The sequence below is a fragment of the Streptomyces sp. NPDC029014 genome (assembly GCF_055564695.1).
Genome location: NZ_JBVHVT010000101.1, coordinates 1 through 14,489 on the forward strand (window position 1 = coordinate 1; position 14,489 = coordinate 14,489).

Annotated in this window: 10 protein-coding genes; 6 read left to right on the forward strand and 4 right to left on the reverse strand. The window is 73.3% G+C overall.

What is annotated here, in order from left to right; genetic code table 11:
- Positions 1–202: 202 nt before the first annotated feature.
- On the forward strand, positions 203–355 hold the full coding sequence (locus ACZ4VL_RS35430; protein WP_361084796.1) for a hypothetical protein: 153 nt from the start codon (positions 203–205) through the stop codon (positions 353–355).
- A gap of 6 nt (positions 356–361) precedes the next feature.
- On the opposite strand, the gene ACZ4VL_RS35435 is transcribed toward ACZ4VL_RS35430, so the two are convergent.
- A complete protein-coding gene (locus ACZ4VL_RS35435; protein WP_468208535.1) occupies positions 362–871 on the reverse strand; it encodes an Rv3235 family protein in 510 nt (169 codons plus the stop codon).
- A gap of 313 nt (positions 872–1,184) precedes the next feature.
- On the opposite strand from ACZ4VL_RS35435, the gene ACZ4VL_RS35440 reads away from it, so the two are divergent.
- The 4 genes from ACZ4VL_RS35440 (at position 1,185) to ACZ4VL_RS35455 (ending at position 9,587) form a co-directional block, all read left to right on the forward strand.
- Positions 1,185–1,685 carry a DUF6912 family protein gene (locus tag ACZ4VL_RS35440; protein ID WP_468208538.1) on the forward strand — a complete coding sequence of 167 codons (501 nt, stop codon included), beginning with the start codon at positions 1,185–1,187 and terminating at the stop codon, positions 1,683–1,685.
- Positions 1,682–2,353, forward strand: coding sequence for an HAD family hydrolase (locus ACZ4VL_RS35445; protein ID WP_468208541.1), 672 nt, complete (start codon positions 1,682–1,684; stop codon positions 2,351–2,353). The genes ACZ4VL_RS35440 and ACZ4VL_RS35445 overlap by 4 nt, the downstream gene beginning before the upstream one ends.
- Positions 2,354–2,709: 356 nt before the next feature.
- A complete protein-coding gene (locus ACZ4VL_RS35450) occupies positions 2,710–7,674 on the forward strand; it encodes an NAD-glutamate dehydrogenase (RefSeq protein WP_468208544.1) in 4,965 nt (1,654 codons plus the stop codon).
- Between the two features lie 140 nt (positions 7,675–7,814).
- Positions 7,815–9,587 carry an immunity 49 family protein gene (locus ACZ4VL_RS35455; protein ID WP_468208546.1) on the forward strand — a complete coding sequence of 591 codons (1,773 nt, stop codon included), beginning with the start codon at positions 7,815–7,817 and terminating at the stop codon, positions 9,585–9,587.
- A 58-nt stretch (positions 9,588–9,645) separates the two neighbouring features.
- On the opposite strand, the gene ACZ4VL_RS35460 is transcribed toward ACZ4VL_RS35455, so the two are convergent.
- A complete protein-coding gene (locus ACZ4VL_RS35460; RefSeq protein WP_468208549.1) occupies positions 9,646–10,407 on the reverse strand; it encodes an ABC transporter ATP-binding protein in 762 nt (253 codons plus the stop codon).
- Complete coding sequence (locus tag ACZ4VL_RS35465) at positions 10,400–11,314, reverse strand: ABC transporter permease (protein ID WP_468208552.1); 915 nt, start codon at positions 11,312–11,314, stop codon at positions 10,400–10,402. Before ACZ4VL_RS35465 ends, ACZ4VL_RS35460 begins: the two co-directional genes overlap by 8 nt.
- Positions 11,315–11,460: 146 nt before the next feature.
- Between ACZ4VL_RS35465 and ACZ4VL_RS35470 the strand changes: the two genes are divergently transcribed.
- Complete coding sequence (locus tag ACZ4VL_RS35470; RefSeq protein ID WP_468208554.1) at positions 11,461–12,111, forward strand: TetR/AcrR family transcriptional regulator; 651 nt, start codon at positions 11,461–11,463, stop codon at positions 12,109–12,111.
- 71 nt (positions 12,112–12,182) lie between these two features.
- Here the strand turns inward: ACZ4VL_RS35470 and ACZ4VL_RS35475 are convergent, their stop codons facing one another.
- A complete protein-coding gene (locus ACZ4VL_RS35475) occupies positions 12,183–14,453 on the reverse strand; it encodes a bifunctional glycosyltransferase/CDP-glycerol:glycerophosphate glycerophosphotransferase (protein ID WP_468208557.1) in 2,271 nt (756 codons plus the stop codon).
- Between the last annotated feature and the right edge of the window lie 36 nt (positions 14,454–14,489).

Here is a 14,489-nt window from a genome sequence, read left to right on the forward strand (position 1 = left end):
TCCCCCCCCCCCAACAAAAAATATCCCCCCCCCCCCCACCCCCCCCCTCCCCCCCCCCCCCCCCCCCCCCCCCCCCCCCCCCGGCGGCGTTCCGCGGGCCGTGCGGGCCCGCGTCGCTGTACGGATCGTCGAAATCCACCCCTCGCTCTTGTACACATGCGGACCCTGAGGGCGGCCCGGGTTCGGGTGCTTAACTGCCTTCATGGAAAAGCGACTTGAGCGCGCCCGGCCGCGTCCGCAGTTCGAGCTGCGCTGGGGCGGGCTGCACATCGTGGTGGAGCGCGTCCCCGCCTGGCTCGTGACGCTGGTGGCCACGGCCGCCGGCAGCGGGGCGGCCTGGTGGACCAGCCGTTAGACCCGGTCAGGGCAGGGGGCCGCGGATCTCGACGGCCGCGCAGCGCCAGCGCAGGTCGGCGCCCTGCTCCAGGCGGAAGGCCATGGCCGAGACGCGGTCGCCGGTGGCGATGCGGGCGAAGGCCTCGATCACGCCCGGCCCCGGGTGGAAGCGCCCGCAGCGGCGCAGCACCGGGCGCAGGCGGCTGCGTAACGGGCCGGCCGGGGCCAGGCCCACCAGCTGGTCGTAGGCGGGGCCGACGGTGAGGCCGAGCAGGGAGTGGACGGGGCGCTGGCCGCTGATCACAGCCAGCAGGCGTTCGGCGAACCAGTCGTGGGGCCCGCGGGACGCCGGCGGGCGGGCCTCCCGCGGGCCGGGACGGCGCTGGTCGCGGCGGCCCGGGGGCCGGGCGGCGTTCCCGGCGGGCCCGGCCGTCCTCGCCGGTCCGGTGGTCCTCGTCGGCCCCGTCGGCCCCGTCGGCCCCGTCGGCCCCGAGGTGCCGGCGGTCCTGCTCGTCCTGTTCGTCCTGGTCGTCATGTGGTCGTCCCCCACGCGTACGGCCCCGGCGGTACCGGGCGGTAACTTCGTCGGGGATCTTCTACGGCCGCCCGACACGCTCCGCAACGGACCTGCCGCGCCCCGACACCCCCGCGCCGCTTCACCTATCCGGGTGGCCCCCGGCCCGTACCGCGGCCGCACGGAGGCCGTGGAGCACCGCGCCGTGGACGCGCCCCGGCTCGCCCCGCACAGCCCGAAGGGGGACCTCCGCCGTCACCGCACGCAGTCTTCCGCCCCCACTGCGCCACCGTCGTATCCTGAGGGCGTTTCCGACTACCGAAAGCAGCCGGCCATGCGCGTGTACGTCCCCCTGACCCTCCCCGGGCTCGCCGAGGTGCACCGGGCGGGTGAGCTGGCCGGCGCCCCGCTGCGCGCGTACGCCGTCACGCCGGGCCTGCGCGAGTGGTACGTGTCGGACGACATCGAGGAGCTGGAGTACGCCGCCCTCGGCCGGGCCGCCACCGACTCCCTGCGGATGCTCGCCGAGGACCCCGCCGCCCCGCGCAAGCGCGTCGTCGTCGCCCTCGACGTGGCCGACAAGGCCGCCACCGCCGTTCCCGGCATCGACGAGGCCTCCCTCGGGCAGGTCGCCGTGGCCGGCCCGGTCCGGCTCGCCGCGGCCGCCGCCGTGCACGTGGACGCCGACGACGCCGTCAAGGACGTCGAGGCGGCCGCCGCGGCCGTCGCCGCCGCCGACGCCGGGGACGACGACGCCCAGTTCACCGTGGACGGCGCCGACGACCACGAGCTGCTGTGGTTCGGCGTCCAGGAGATCCCTGGGCTGCTGGCATGAGCGGCGGTCCGGGTTCCCACATCGTCTGGGACTGGAACGGCACCCTGCTCCACGACATCGACGCCGTGATCACGGCGACGAACGCCTCCTTCGCCGAGTTCGGCTTCGCGCCGATCACGCTGGAGCGCTACCGTGAGCTCTACGTCGTGCCCGTGCCGAAGTTCTACGAGCGGCTGATGGGCCGGCTGCCCACCGAAGCCGAGTGGGCCGTCATGGACGACACGTTCCACCGCTACTACTGGGCCGCGGCCGAGGACGTCGGCCTCGCCGAAGGGGCCCGGGAGCTGCTGCGGGGCTGGCAGGCCGATGGGCTCACCCAGTCCCTGCTGTCACTGGCGCCCCACGACAGGCTCGTACCGCTGGTGCACGCGCACGGCATCGACCGGCACTTCCTGCGCGTCGACGGCCGCACCGGCCCCTCGCACACCTCCAAGGCGGGCCACCTGGTCCGGCACATGGAGGCCCTCCGGGCCAGCGGGGTGACCGCCGCCCGCACCGTCCTCATCGGGGACGCCGTGGACGACGCCGCGGCCGCCGCGCACGTGGGCGCGCGGGCCGTCCTCTACACGGGTGGTTCGCACAGCCGCCGCAGTCTGGAATCGGCCGGTGTGCCGGTCGTGGACAGCCTGGCAGAGGCCGTGCGCACTGCTCGCGAGCTGGCCGAATAAGCACTGGCACGCGCGGTGGCCCACGTCACTGCGCACATCGTCAAACTTCCGGACTTGCTTTTGTACAGATCCGGACCGTGACGCGGTGGGGGGAGGGCGAGATAGCCTGGTACCCGTGATCAGCGCGATAGTCCGCGGGGGCACTGACGCCCCCGGCCTGCGCCCGGCGCACGAACGTGCCCGGGCCTTCGCTGATCCCCGCTGCCGGGACGCCTGGCCGATTCCGGCCGTATCCCTCCCGGTCGGCGCTCACGACGACATAGCGTCGCTTCCGGACGGACTACCCGCTGCGCGGCGCTACGTCATTCCTTCCTTCACCTACGTCACGCAATGGCGCGCGACAGGAGCCAGAGGACATGCAGACCAAGCTGGACGAAGCAAAGGCCGAGCTGCTCGCGCGGGCGGCCCGGGTAGCTGAGCACAGCCCGGCCGGGGGACTCCTTCCGACCGGTGCCGAGCAGAAAGAGCGGCCGGACCGGGACACGACGCTCGCCTATCTCCAGCGCTACTACCTGCACACCGCCCCCGAGGACCTCGTCGACCGGGACCCCGTCGACGTGTTCGGGGCGGCGCTGTCGCACTACCGGCTCGCCGAGAACCGGCCGCAGGGCACCGCGAACGTCCGCGTGCACACCCCGACCGTCGAGGAGAACGGCTGGACCTCCAGCCACTCCGTCGTCGAGGTGGTCACCGACGACATGCCCTTCCTCGTGGACTCCGTGACCAACGAGCTGTCCCGCCAGGGCCGCGGCATCCACGTCGTGATCCACCCCCAGGTCGTCGTGCGCCGTGACGTCACCGGCAAGCTGATCGAGATCCTCGGCCCCGACTGCGACGCGCACGGCCCGAAGACCGCGCGCCCCCACGACTCCCTCGTCGAGTCCTGGATCCACGTCGAGATCGACCGCGAGACCGACCGCGACGACCTCAAGCAGATCACCGCCGACCTGCTGCGCGTCCTGTCCGACGTCCGCGAGGCCGTCGAGGACTGGGAGAAGATGCGCGACGCCGCGCTGCGCATCGCCGACGGCCTCCCGGACGAGCCGACCGCCGCAGACCTGCACGAGTACGAGCTCGAAGAGGCCCGCGAGCTGCTGCGCTGGCTCTCCGACGACCACTTCACCTTCCTCGGCTACCGCGAGTACAACCTCGTCGACGGCGACGCCCTCGCCGCCGTGCCCGGCACCGGCCTCGGCATCCTGCGCTCCGACCCGCACCACAGCGGCAAGGAGGACACCCACGCGGTCTCCCCGTCCTTCAACCGGCTGCCGGCCGACGCCCGCGCCAAGGCCCGCGAGCACCGCCTGCTGGTGCTGACCAAGGCCAACAGCCGCTCCACCGTCCACCGGCCCTCGTACCTCGACTACATCGGCGTGAAGAAGTTCGACGCCGACGGCAACGTCATCGGTGAGCGCCGCTTCCTCGGCCTGTTCTCCTCCGCCGCGTACACCGAGTCCGTGCGCCGCGTCCCGGTCATCCGCCGCAAGGTCGCCGAGGTGCTGGAGGGCGCCGGCTTCGCGCCGAGCAGCCACGACGGCCGCGACCTGCTGCAGATCCTGGAGACCTACCCGCGCGACGAGCTGTTCCAGACCCCGGTCGACAAGCTCCGCGAGATCGTCACCTCCGTCCTGTACCTGCAGGAGCGCCGCCGGCTGCGGCTGTACCTGCGCCAGGACGAGTACGGCCGCTACTACTCGGCCCTCGTCTACCTGCCGCGCGACCGGTTCACCACCGGCGTCCGGCTGCGGCTGATGGACATCCTCAAGGAGGAGCTCGGCGGCACCAGCGTCGACTTCACCGCCTGGAACACCGAGTCGATCCTCTCCCGCATCCACTTCGTCGTCCGCGTCCCGCAGGGTACCGAGCTGCCCGCGCTGACCGACGCCGACGTCGAGCGCGTCGAGGGCCGCCTCGTGGAGGCCGCCCGTTCCTGGTCCGACGGCTTCGGCGAGGCCCTGACCGCCGAGCTCGGCGAGGAGCGCGCCGCCGAACTGCTGCGCAAGTACAGCGGCTCCTTCCCCGAGGGCTACAAGGCCGACCACACGCCGCGCATGGCCGTCTCCGACCTGTGCCACCTGGAGCGGCTCTCCGCCAGCGACAGCGAGTTCGCGCTGTCCCTGTACGAGCCGGTCGGCGCGGGCCCCGGCGAGCGCCGCTTCAAGATCTACCGCACCGGTGAGCAGGTCTCCCTGTCCGCGGTCCTGCCCGTGCTGCAGCGCCTCGGCGTCGAGGTCACCGACGAGCGCCCGTACGAGCTGCGCCGCAGCGACCGCACCAGCGCCTGGATCTACGACTTCGGCCTGCGCATGCCCGTCGCCGGCAACGGCGACAACTACCTCGGCGACGGCGCCCGCGAGCGCTTCCAGGACGCCTTCGCCGCCGTGTGGCGGGGCGACGCCGAGAACGACAACTTCAACAGCCTGGTGCTGAGCGCCAAGCTCACCTGGCGGCAGGCCGTCGTCCTGCGCGCGTACGCCAAGTACCTGCGCCAGGCCGGCTCCACCTTCAGCCAGGACTACATGGAGGACACCCTCCGCAACAACGTCCACATCACCCGGCTGCTGATCTCGCTCTTCGAGGCGCGGATGTCGCCCGGCCGCCAGTCCGCCGGCACCGAGCTGATCGACGCCATGCTGGAGGAGCTGGACGGGGCCCTGGACCAGGTCGCCTCGCTGGACGAGGACCGGATCCTGCGGTCCTTCCTCACCCTGATCAAGGCCACCCTGCGGACCAACTTCTTCCAGCTGAACGCCCGGGGCGAGCAGCACTCCTACGTGTCGATGAAGTTCGACCCGCAGGCCATCCCGGAGCTGCCGGCCCCGCGCCCGGCCTTCGAGATCTGGGTGTACTCGCCGCGCGTCGAGGGCGTCCACCTGCGCTTCGGCAAGGTCGCCCGCGGCGGCCTGCGCTGGTCCGACCGCCGCGAGGACTTCCGTACGGAGATCCTCGGCCTGGTCAAGGCGCAGATGGTCAAGAACACCGTCATCGTGCCGGTCGGCGCCAAGGGCGGCTTCGTCGCCAAGAACCTGCCGGACCCGTCGGTGGACCGCGACGCCTGGCTCGCCGAGGGCGTCGCCGCGTACAAGATCTTCATCTCGGCGCTGCTCGACATCACCGACAACATGGTCGGCGGCGAGGTCGTGCCGCCCAAGGGCGTGGTCCGCCACGACGAGGACGACACCTACCTCGTCGTCGCCGCCGACAAGGGCACCGCGACCTTCTCCGACATCGCCAACGGCGTCGCGGAGTCGTACGGCTTCTGGCTGGGCGACGCCTTCGCCTCGGGCGGCTCGGCCGGCTACGACCACAAGGGGATGGGCATCACCGCCCGCGGCGCCTGGGAGTCCGTCAAGCGGCACTTCCGCGAGCTCGGGCACGACACCCAGACCGAGGACTTCACCGTCGTCGGCGTCGGCGACATGTCCGGTGACGTCTTCGGCAACGGCATGCTGCTCTCCGAGCACATCCGCCTGGTCGCCGCCTTCGACCACCGGCACATCTTCATCGACCCGAACCCGGACGCGGCCGTCTCGTACGCCGAGCGCCGGCGCCTGTTCGAGCTGCCGCGCTCCTCGTGGGCGGACTACGACCCCGAGCTGCTGTCCGCGGGCGGCGGCGTCCACCCGCGCAGCGCGAAGTCCATCCCGGTCAACGCGCACATCCGCGAGGCCCTCGGCATCGAGGCGGGCGTCACCAAGATGACCCCGGCCGAGCTGATGCAGGCCGTCCTGCACGCCCCCGTGGACCTGCTGTGGAACGGCGGCATCGGCACCTACGTCAAGGCCACGGCCGAGACGCACACCGAGGTCGGCGACAAGGCCAACGACGCCATCCGCGTCAACGGCGCGGACGTCCGGGCCAAGGTCATCGGCGAGGGCGGCAACCTGGGCCTGACCCAGCTCGGCCGCATCGAGTTCGCCCGCACCGGCGCCGGCGGCGAGGGCGGCAAGGTCAACACCGACGCCATCGACAACAGCGCGGGCGTGGACACCTCCGACCACGAGGTGAACATCAAGATCCTGCTGAACGCGGTCGTCGCCGACGGCGACATGACCGTCAAGCAGCGCAACGCCCTGCTGGCGGAGATGACCGACGAGGTCGGCCACCTGGTCCTGCGCAACAACTACGCGCAGAACACCGCCCTGGCCAACGGCGCCGCCCAGGCCCACAGCCTGCTCCACGCCCAGCAGCGCTTCGTGCGCCGCCTGGAGCAGACCGGCCAGCTCAACCGCGACCTGGAGTTCCTGCCCAGCGACCGGCAGATCCGCGAGCTGCTCGGCGGCGGCACCGGCCTGACCCAGCCGGAGCTGGCCGTCCTGCTGGCCTACACCAAGATCACGGTGGCGGACGAGCTCATCACCACCGAGCTGCCGGACGACCCGTACCTGCGCCGCCTGCTGGACGCGTACTTCCCGGCCGCGCTGCGCGCGAAGTTCCCGGAGCAGATCGCCTCCCACGCGCTGCGCCGCGAGATCATCACCACGCTGCTGGTCAACGACACCGTCAACACCGGTGGTTCGACCTTCCTGCACCGGCTGCGCGAGGAGACCGGCGCCTCCACCGAGGAGATCGTGCGGGCGCAGCTCTCGGCCCGCGAGATCTTCGGCCTGGCCGAGGTGTGGGACGCCGTCGAGGCCCTGGACAACAGGGTTTCGGCCGACGTCCAGACCCGGGTGCGCCTGCACTCGCGGCGCCTGGTCGAGCGCGGTACGCGCTGGCTGCTGAACAACCGGCCGCAGCCGCTGCAGATCACCGAGACCATCGAGCTGTTCGCCGAGCGGGTGGCCCAGGTCTGGGCGGAGCTGCCGAAGCTGGTGCGCGGTGCGGACCTGGAGTGGTACCAGCTGGTCCTGGACGAGCTGACCGGCGAGGGCGTGCCGGAGGAGCTGGCGGCGAAGGTCGCCGGGTTCTCCTCGGCCTTCCCGACGCTGGACATCGTCGCGATCTCGGACCGCACCGGCGCGGACCCGCTGGGCGTCGCCGAGGTGTACTACGACCTGGCCGACCGCCTGGACATCACCCAGCTGATGGACCGGATCATCGAGCTGCCGCGGGCCGACCGCTGGCAGTCCATGGCCCGCGCCTCCATCCGAGAGGACCTGTTCGCGGCGCACGCGGCGCTGACCGCCGACGTGCTGGCGGCCGGCGAGAGCGGCGCGACGCCCGAGGAGCGCTTCAAGGCCTGGGAGGACAAGAACGCGGCGATCATCTCCCGTGCCCGGACCACCCTGGACGAGATCCGCGGCTCGGACGACTTCGACCTCGCGAACCTGTCGGTCGCGATGCGGACGATGCGGTCGCTGCTGCGCGTGCACAGCTGATGGCCCCCTGCTGACGGCCCTTCGGGGACGTGAGTGAACGAGCGGCTCGGAACCATGAGTTCCGGGCCGCTCGTCGTATGTCCCGGTACCGGCCGCACGGTTGGGCCGCGATCACGACGACACGGGGAGCAGGGCAAGCAGTGCGCATCGAACGACACCAGGTGGGGGAGGCCGCGGTCGCCGCGGCGCGCGAGGACTTCGTGAACCGCATCGGCTCCATGGTCCGCTCCATGTCCCGCGGAGGCCGCATGGCCACGTACGAATGGCAGACGATCTCCGAGGAGCTCCTCGACTACCTCGGCGCCCTCTCCGTCGAGCGGCCGGCCCTCGACACCCCCGAGGCCCGCGCCGTGCTCAAGGACGCGGCGGAAGCCGCCGCGGGCGCGGTGTCGTTCGCCGCGTACTACGCGTACGACTCCTTCCACGTCTTCCTCGACTACGTGAACTTCGGCATGAGCTACGACCGGGACGGCGACCCGGCCGACCGGGAGTCCGTCACCCTCCACGACTGGATCGACGCCTTCTGCCTGGCCGTCATCGACGGGGACACCGCGCGGCACGGCGAGGCCTTCCACTTCGCCCGCCAGGCGGCCCAGGCGGAGCACGTGGGCCGGCCCGCGGCCGAACTGGTCGGCGGCCTCATGGCGTACGTCTGCGGCGACCTGAACGACGACGACCAGGACTTCCCGCCGTCGCAGGAGCAGAAGCTCGCCGCGGTCGACGCCGGGCTCGCCCGGACCGCCGCCCTCGCCCGGGAGACCGGCCAGGCGCTCCCGGACCACCCGGACAGCACCGCCCTGCGGGTCCTGCGCGCCCTGACCGCCGGCGACCGGGAGGCGTACGACACCGAACTCGTCCGGCTGCTGCGCCACCACGCCGCCCTGGCCGCTTCCTCGACGAGGAACCGGCCGCGCACCCTGCTGCCGCTCGTCCCGATAGCGCTGGCCGCGCTCGGTCACCGCGACCACGGCTGGTGGCCGCCGACCGACACCGACTACCTGCCGTACGCGCTGCTCACCGGCTTCGCCAGGCCCGGGCCGCGGGTCGGCGCCTTCGGCCGGGACCGGCGCCCCGACGCGGTCCAGGAGCTGGCGGGCGGGCGGACCGTGGAGTTCGAGCGGCCCCTGGCGCCGCAGCCGCTGACCCCGGAGGGCGAGGCGGGCTTCGAGGAGAGCACCCGGAACGCCTTCATCCCGCAGGACGGCCCGGGGCTGTCCTCCTGGCGCCTGGCCAGTGCCCTGCAGTACCAGGAGATCCTCTTCAAGACCCGCGCCACGCACGGCCCCGACGTCAGCGACACCCAGCTGCGGGGGCTGCACCTGGCCTCGGCGCTGGGCGCCGCACTGTTCCGCACCACGCTGGTGGAGGAAGGCACCGAAACCGAGGTCGTCATAGAGGGGCGCACCCTCGTCTACCCCGCCTACAGCGGTCACCGGGCCGGGCTCAGCCAGTGGCTCACGGCGACGCACCTCGCCCTGATCACGGGGGTGCGCGAGGACCTCGCCCCGCTCGTGCTGGCCGGGCCGGCCCGGCTCCAGGAGGGCGCCCCCGTCTACTCGGCGTACTGCCGGGCCCTGCACGCCTACCTGCGCGGGGAGGCCGCCGAGGAGGCCGCCGAGGAAGCCGTGCGGGCCTGGGAGAAGAGTGCGGCGGGCGGTTTCCTGCCGCCCCCGGTCGTGCTGCTGTCGCAGCTGGTCGAGGGCGACGAGGAGAGCTTCAACCTGGCCCTCCTCGACGCCCTGGAGGCCCACCGCGACCACTATCTGGTGGCCGACCGCGCGGAGGACAGCGACGCGGCCCTCGACCTCGGCGCGCTGGCCCTGGCCTGTCACGCCCGCCGGCGCGGCTGGAACGTCCGGGTGGCCTCCGCGTACCTGCCGGCGCGCCTCCTGCGGGAGGCGGCCCCGCTGTAGGCCGTACCGCGCCGTGGGCGGGACGGGACCCGGCGGGGGCGGGTCAGGGCGGGACGGGTCAGCCGCCGGTGTGGGCCTCGTACGCGGCGCACACCTCGTCGGCGGGCCCGTCCATCCGCAGGACGCCCGCCTCCAGCCAGATCGCGCGGTCGCAGGTCTCGCGGACCGTGCCGATGCTGTGGCTGACGAGGAAGACGGTGCCGGCCCGGGCGCGCAGTTCCTCGATGCGCTTGTGGCTGCGCCGCTGGAAGGCGGCGTCGCCGGTGGCCAGGGCCTCGTCGATCATCAGCACCTCGTGGTCCTTGGCCGCGGCGATGGAGAAGCGCAGCCGGGCGCCCATGCCGGAGGAGTACGTCCGCATGGGCAGCGAGATGAAGTCGCCCTTCTCGTTGATGCCGGAGAAGTCGACGATGTCCTGGTAGCGCTCGCGGACCTGCTCCCGGGACATGCCCATGGCCAGGCCGCCGAGGATGACGTTGCGCTCGCCGGTGAGGTCGTTCATCAGGGCGGCGTTGACGCCGAGCAGCGAGGGCTGGCCGTGCGAGTAGACGGTGCCGCGGGCGACGGGCTGGAGCCCGGCGATCGCCTTGAGCAGGGTGGACTTGCCCGAGCCGTTGGAGCCGATCAGGCCGATGGCCTCGCCGCGGTACGCGGTGAAGCTGACGCCCTTGACGGCGTGCACCTCGCGGACGCCCGGGTCGGAGCGGCGGGAGACGATCCGGCTGAGGGCGGCGGTGGCGCCGCCCTTGCGGGCGCCGGCGTTCACCTTGTAGATGACGTGGACGTCGTCGGCGATGACGGTGGGGATGCGGTCAGCCACGGCCGTACTCCTCTTCTGCCTTCCAGAACCAGACGAACCCGCCGACGCCGGCGAGCAGGGCCCAGCCGACGGCGATCGCCCACGCGTGGGGCGGCAGGGAGTGCGCGCCGAAGCTGTCGATGAGGGCGTAGCGCATCAGGTCGATGTAGACGGCCGCCGGGTTGAGCTTCAGGGCGAGGGCGACCCAGTGCGGCAGGTTGCCCTGGCGGAGCATCTGCTCGATGGACCACATGACGCCCGAGGAGTACATCCACGTGCGCAGCACGAACGGCATCAGCTGGCTGACGTCCGGGGCCTTGCTGCCGATCCGGGCCATGACCATCGCGCAGCCGGCGCAGAAGACGGCCATCAGCGCCAGGACGGGGAGGGCGAGCAGCCAGGCCGGGCCGGGCGTCTGGCCGAACGCGAGCAGCAGGACGACGAGCGCGCCCATGGTCACCAGCAGCTGCTGGAAGAGCTGGAGGACCGAGGCCAGCGGCAGGCTGGCGCGGGGGAAGTGCAGGGCGCGGACCAGGCCCAGGTTGGCGTGGACGGCGCGGGTGCCGGCGTTGATCGAGCTGCCGATGAAGTCCCAGACGAAGACGCCGGTCAGCAGGAACGGCAGGTAGTCGGGGACGCCGTGGCTGGCCTTCATGATGAGGCCGAAGACGAAGTAGTAGACGGCCGCGTTGAGCACCGGCGTCACCAGGTGCCAGACCTGGCCGAGCTTCGCGGTGCTGTACGTGGCCTGCATCCGGGCGGTGGCGTACGCGGTGACGAAGTGGCGGCGGCCCCAGAGCTGGCGCACGTACTTCGGCAGCGGGGGGCGGGCGCCGCTGACCGTCAGGCCGTGGGCGGCGGCCAGCTCCGCGGGGCTCGCGGCGGCCGGGACGGCCGAGGTGGCCGAGGCGGGTGGGGTCACGGTCACGGGGGTCGCTTTCGACGGGGCCAGGACGTGAAGGGCGACGGGACGGGTCCGTATCGTCGCTACGGCGAGACTAGGCCTCGGCTCGACGGAACGCAACCGTATCGTCGTGACGGGATGGTGCCACCGTGCCCGGCTATGCTCGGTCCATGACCACGGACCCCGCCGCCACCTCCTCCCCGACCACCCCCGCCGCCGCCCGCCGCGCCCCCGCCGGGGCCGCCGTACTGCGCGAGGACGTGACCGAGGCGATCCGCGCCGCGGTGCTGGAGGAGCTGGCCGCGGTCGGCTTCTCGCGGATGTCGATCGAGGGGATCGCCCGGCGCGCCGGAGTCGGCAAGACGGCCGTCTACCGGCGCTGGAAGTCCAAGCTCCACCTGGTTCTGGACCTGGTGCAGGCCTTCGCCGTGGACGGCCTGCCCGTCCCCGCGACCGGCTCGCTGTACGGCGACGTACGCGCCCTGCTGGAGGTCATGTCCCACGTGCTGCGCCACCCCGTGGCCTCCGCGGTCATCCCCGACCTGCTCGTCGAGGCCGCCCGCAACCCGGAGATCGCGGACGCCGTGCGCGGCGCCCTGCTCGACGGGGAGCGGCACATGGCGCAGGGCATCGTGTCCGCCGCCGTCGCGCGCGGCGAGCTGGCCCCCGGCACGGACCCCGGCCGGGCGCTGGACCTCGCGATCGGACCGCTGTACTGGCGGCAGGTGGTGGTCCGCGACGAGATCCCGGCCGACTACCTCGACGACCTGGCCGCCTCGGTGGTGGCCGGCCTCAGGTCCCCGTTCCCCGAGCGCCCCTGACGGCTCCGCCCCGCCGCCGGCTACCGCCGGCGATCAACCGCGAGCGGCGGCAGGAGCCGGTGGGGGCGGTGTCACGGCCACAGGCCCGGTGCGGTCAGAGGGGCCACGGTGGCCTCGGGGGTGCGTGAGGAGGGCGCCGGGGCGGGGCTGCGGTCGGCGAGCGGCACCACCGGCGGCACCGGTGACGGCTCGCCCAGGAAGACCCGGCGCACCACCCGCTCCGCCGCGTGCCCGTCGTCGAACGGGCAGAACCGGGCCCGGAACGCGGCCCGCAGCTGCGCCGAGCGGGAGCCCCGCCAGTGGCCCGTGGCGAAGATGTCCACCAGCTCGTCCTCGGTCCGGGCGATCGCGCCCGGCGGGCAGGTCCGCAGGTCGAAGTAGGTGCCGCGGGCCGCCTCGTACGCCTCCCAGTCGTCCGCGTGGACGACGATCGGCCGGTCCAGCGCCGCGTAGTCGAACATCAGGGAGGAGTAGTCCGTCACCAACGCGTCCGACGCGAGGCAGAGTTCCTCCACCGAGGGGTGCGCGGAGACGTCGATCAGGCGCGGGTGGCCGACCGGGCCGCCGGTCACGCCGGCGTAGGTCAGGTGGCGGCGGGCGAGGATCGTGAAGTGCGGGCCCAGGCCCTGCAACACCCGCTCGAAGTCGAGGTGTTCGGGGAGGCTGCGCCGGTAGTCGCGGTGGGTCGGCGCGTACAGGACCGCGGTCGAGCCCGCCGGGATGCCCAGGCGCTCCCGCAGCTCCGCCACGTCCTGCGCGGTGGCCCGGTGGAAGGCGTCGTTGCGCGGGTAGCCGTACTCCAGGGTGGTGTAGCCGGCGGGGACCGCCCGCTCCCACACCAGGGTGGAGTGCCGGTTCCCGGAGAGCAGGTAGTCCCACTGGTCCGCGCCGCGCAGCAGCCCGTCGAAGTCGGCGGTGGGGGCGGCCGCCGGCCGGTCCTGGAGGTCGAGGCCGACCCGCTTGAGCGGGGTGCCGTGCTGGGTCTGCAGGAGGACCTGCCCGCGGCGCTTGACCAGGCCGCGGTCGAAGTTGACGTTCGTGGTCAGGTACGCGGCCCGGGCCAGCGCGCTCCAGTACGCCGCCGAGCCCGGGCGCAGCAGGGCGGTCTGCGGCGGGAGCGTCGCCGCATGCCGCGGGTCGCAGATCCAGGCGGTCCGCATCCGCGGGGCGAGCTCGCGCAGCTTGGCCTCGATCGCCGCCGGGTTGCAGGCGTAGCCGCCGTGCCAGTACGCGGAGAACACCGCCAGGTCCGGGCGCAGCGGCAGCAGCCGCTGGAGGCGGTAGTGCAGCCGCAGCCCGGTCTCGCACAGCCCCCGCCACAGGCCGGTGCCGGCCCGGGCCGCGGCCGCGCCGGCGGGGGACAGCAGCGCCAGGGCGCCGTACGTGCGGCGCAGGCCGAGCCGCAGCAGGGCGTGCCGGATCCGTTCGGTGCGCGGGAGGGACGGCGGCAGCGGGGCCGCCCGGCCGTCGGGCCTGTGGCGGCGCAGGAGGGCCGAGGCCCGGGCGAAGAACTCGGCCCGGGCGGCGCGCGGGAGGCGGCGCGGGTCCGCGTACAGGGCGCACAGGTGCCCGGCCGTGCGCCGGTGCAGGGCCGGCCGCCAGCGCTCCAGCCCGGGGCGGGTGGAGATCAGGCCGAAGACCCGCTCGTACTGGTCGAGGACGTCGAGGTGGCGGCGGGTGCTGGTGGTCCGCAGCGAGCCGGTGCGCCGCTGCCGGTCGTGGACGCACACCCGGTCCAGGACGGCGACGGACTCGGCCGCCAGCAGTGCCTGGCAGCTGAAGGGGACGTCCTCGTAGAGGCCGGTCGGGAAGGACAGTCCCTCCCGTTCGACGTAGTCGCGGCGGCAGGCCTTGTTCCAGGCCGCGGCCGGCAGGTCGAGCAGGGCCGGGCGGTCGGTGGGGCGGAAGCTGGCCGGGCCGTCCTCGCGCAGCAGGTGGGCGAGCGGGCTGCGGACCGGGTCGCCGACCCACGGGGTGCGCGCGTGGTCGTAGAGGAGGACGTCGGGGGAGCCGGTGTCCCCCAGGCGGTCGGCGACGGCCTGGAGGGCGTCCGGGGCGAGGGTGTCGTCGCCGTCGAGGAAGAGCAGGTAGTCGCCGGTGGCGCGGGCCAGCCCGGCGTTGCGGGCCGGGCCCGCGCCCAGGTTGTGCGCCAGGTGCACGGCGGTCACCCGGGGGTCGCGGGCCGCGAACTCGTCGATCAGCGCACCGCAGGCGTCCGGCGAGGCGTCGTCCACGGCGATCAGTTCCAGGTCCGGGTAGGACTGGGACAGGACCGAGTCCAGGCTCTCCCGGAGGTACGCCTGGACCTTGTACGCGGGCACGATGACGCTGAACCGGGGCACGGCACATCCAGGGGTCGGCGCGGGCTTGTCCGCCCA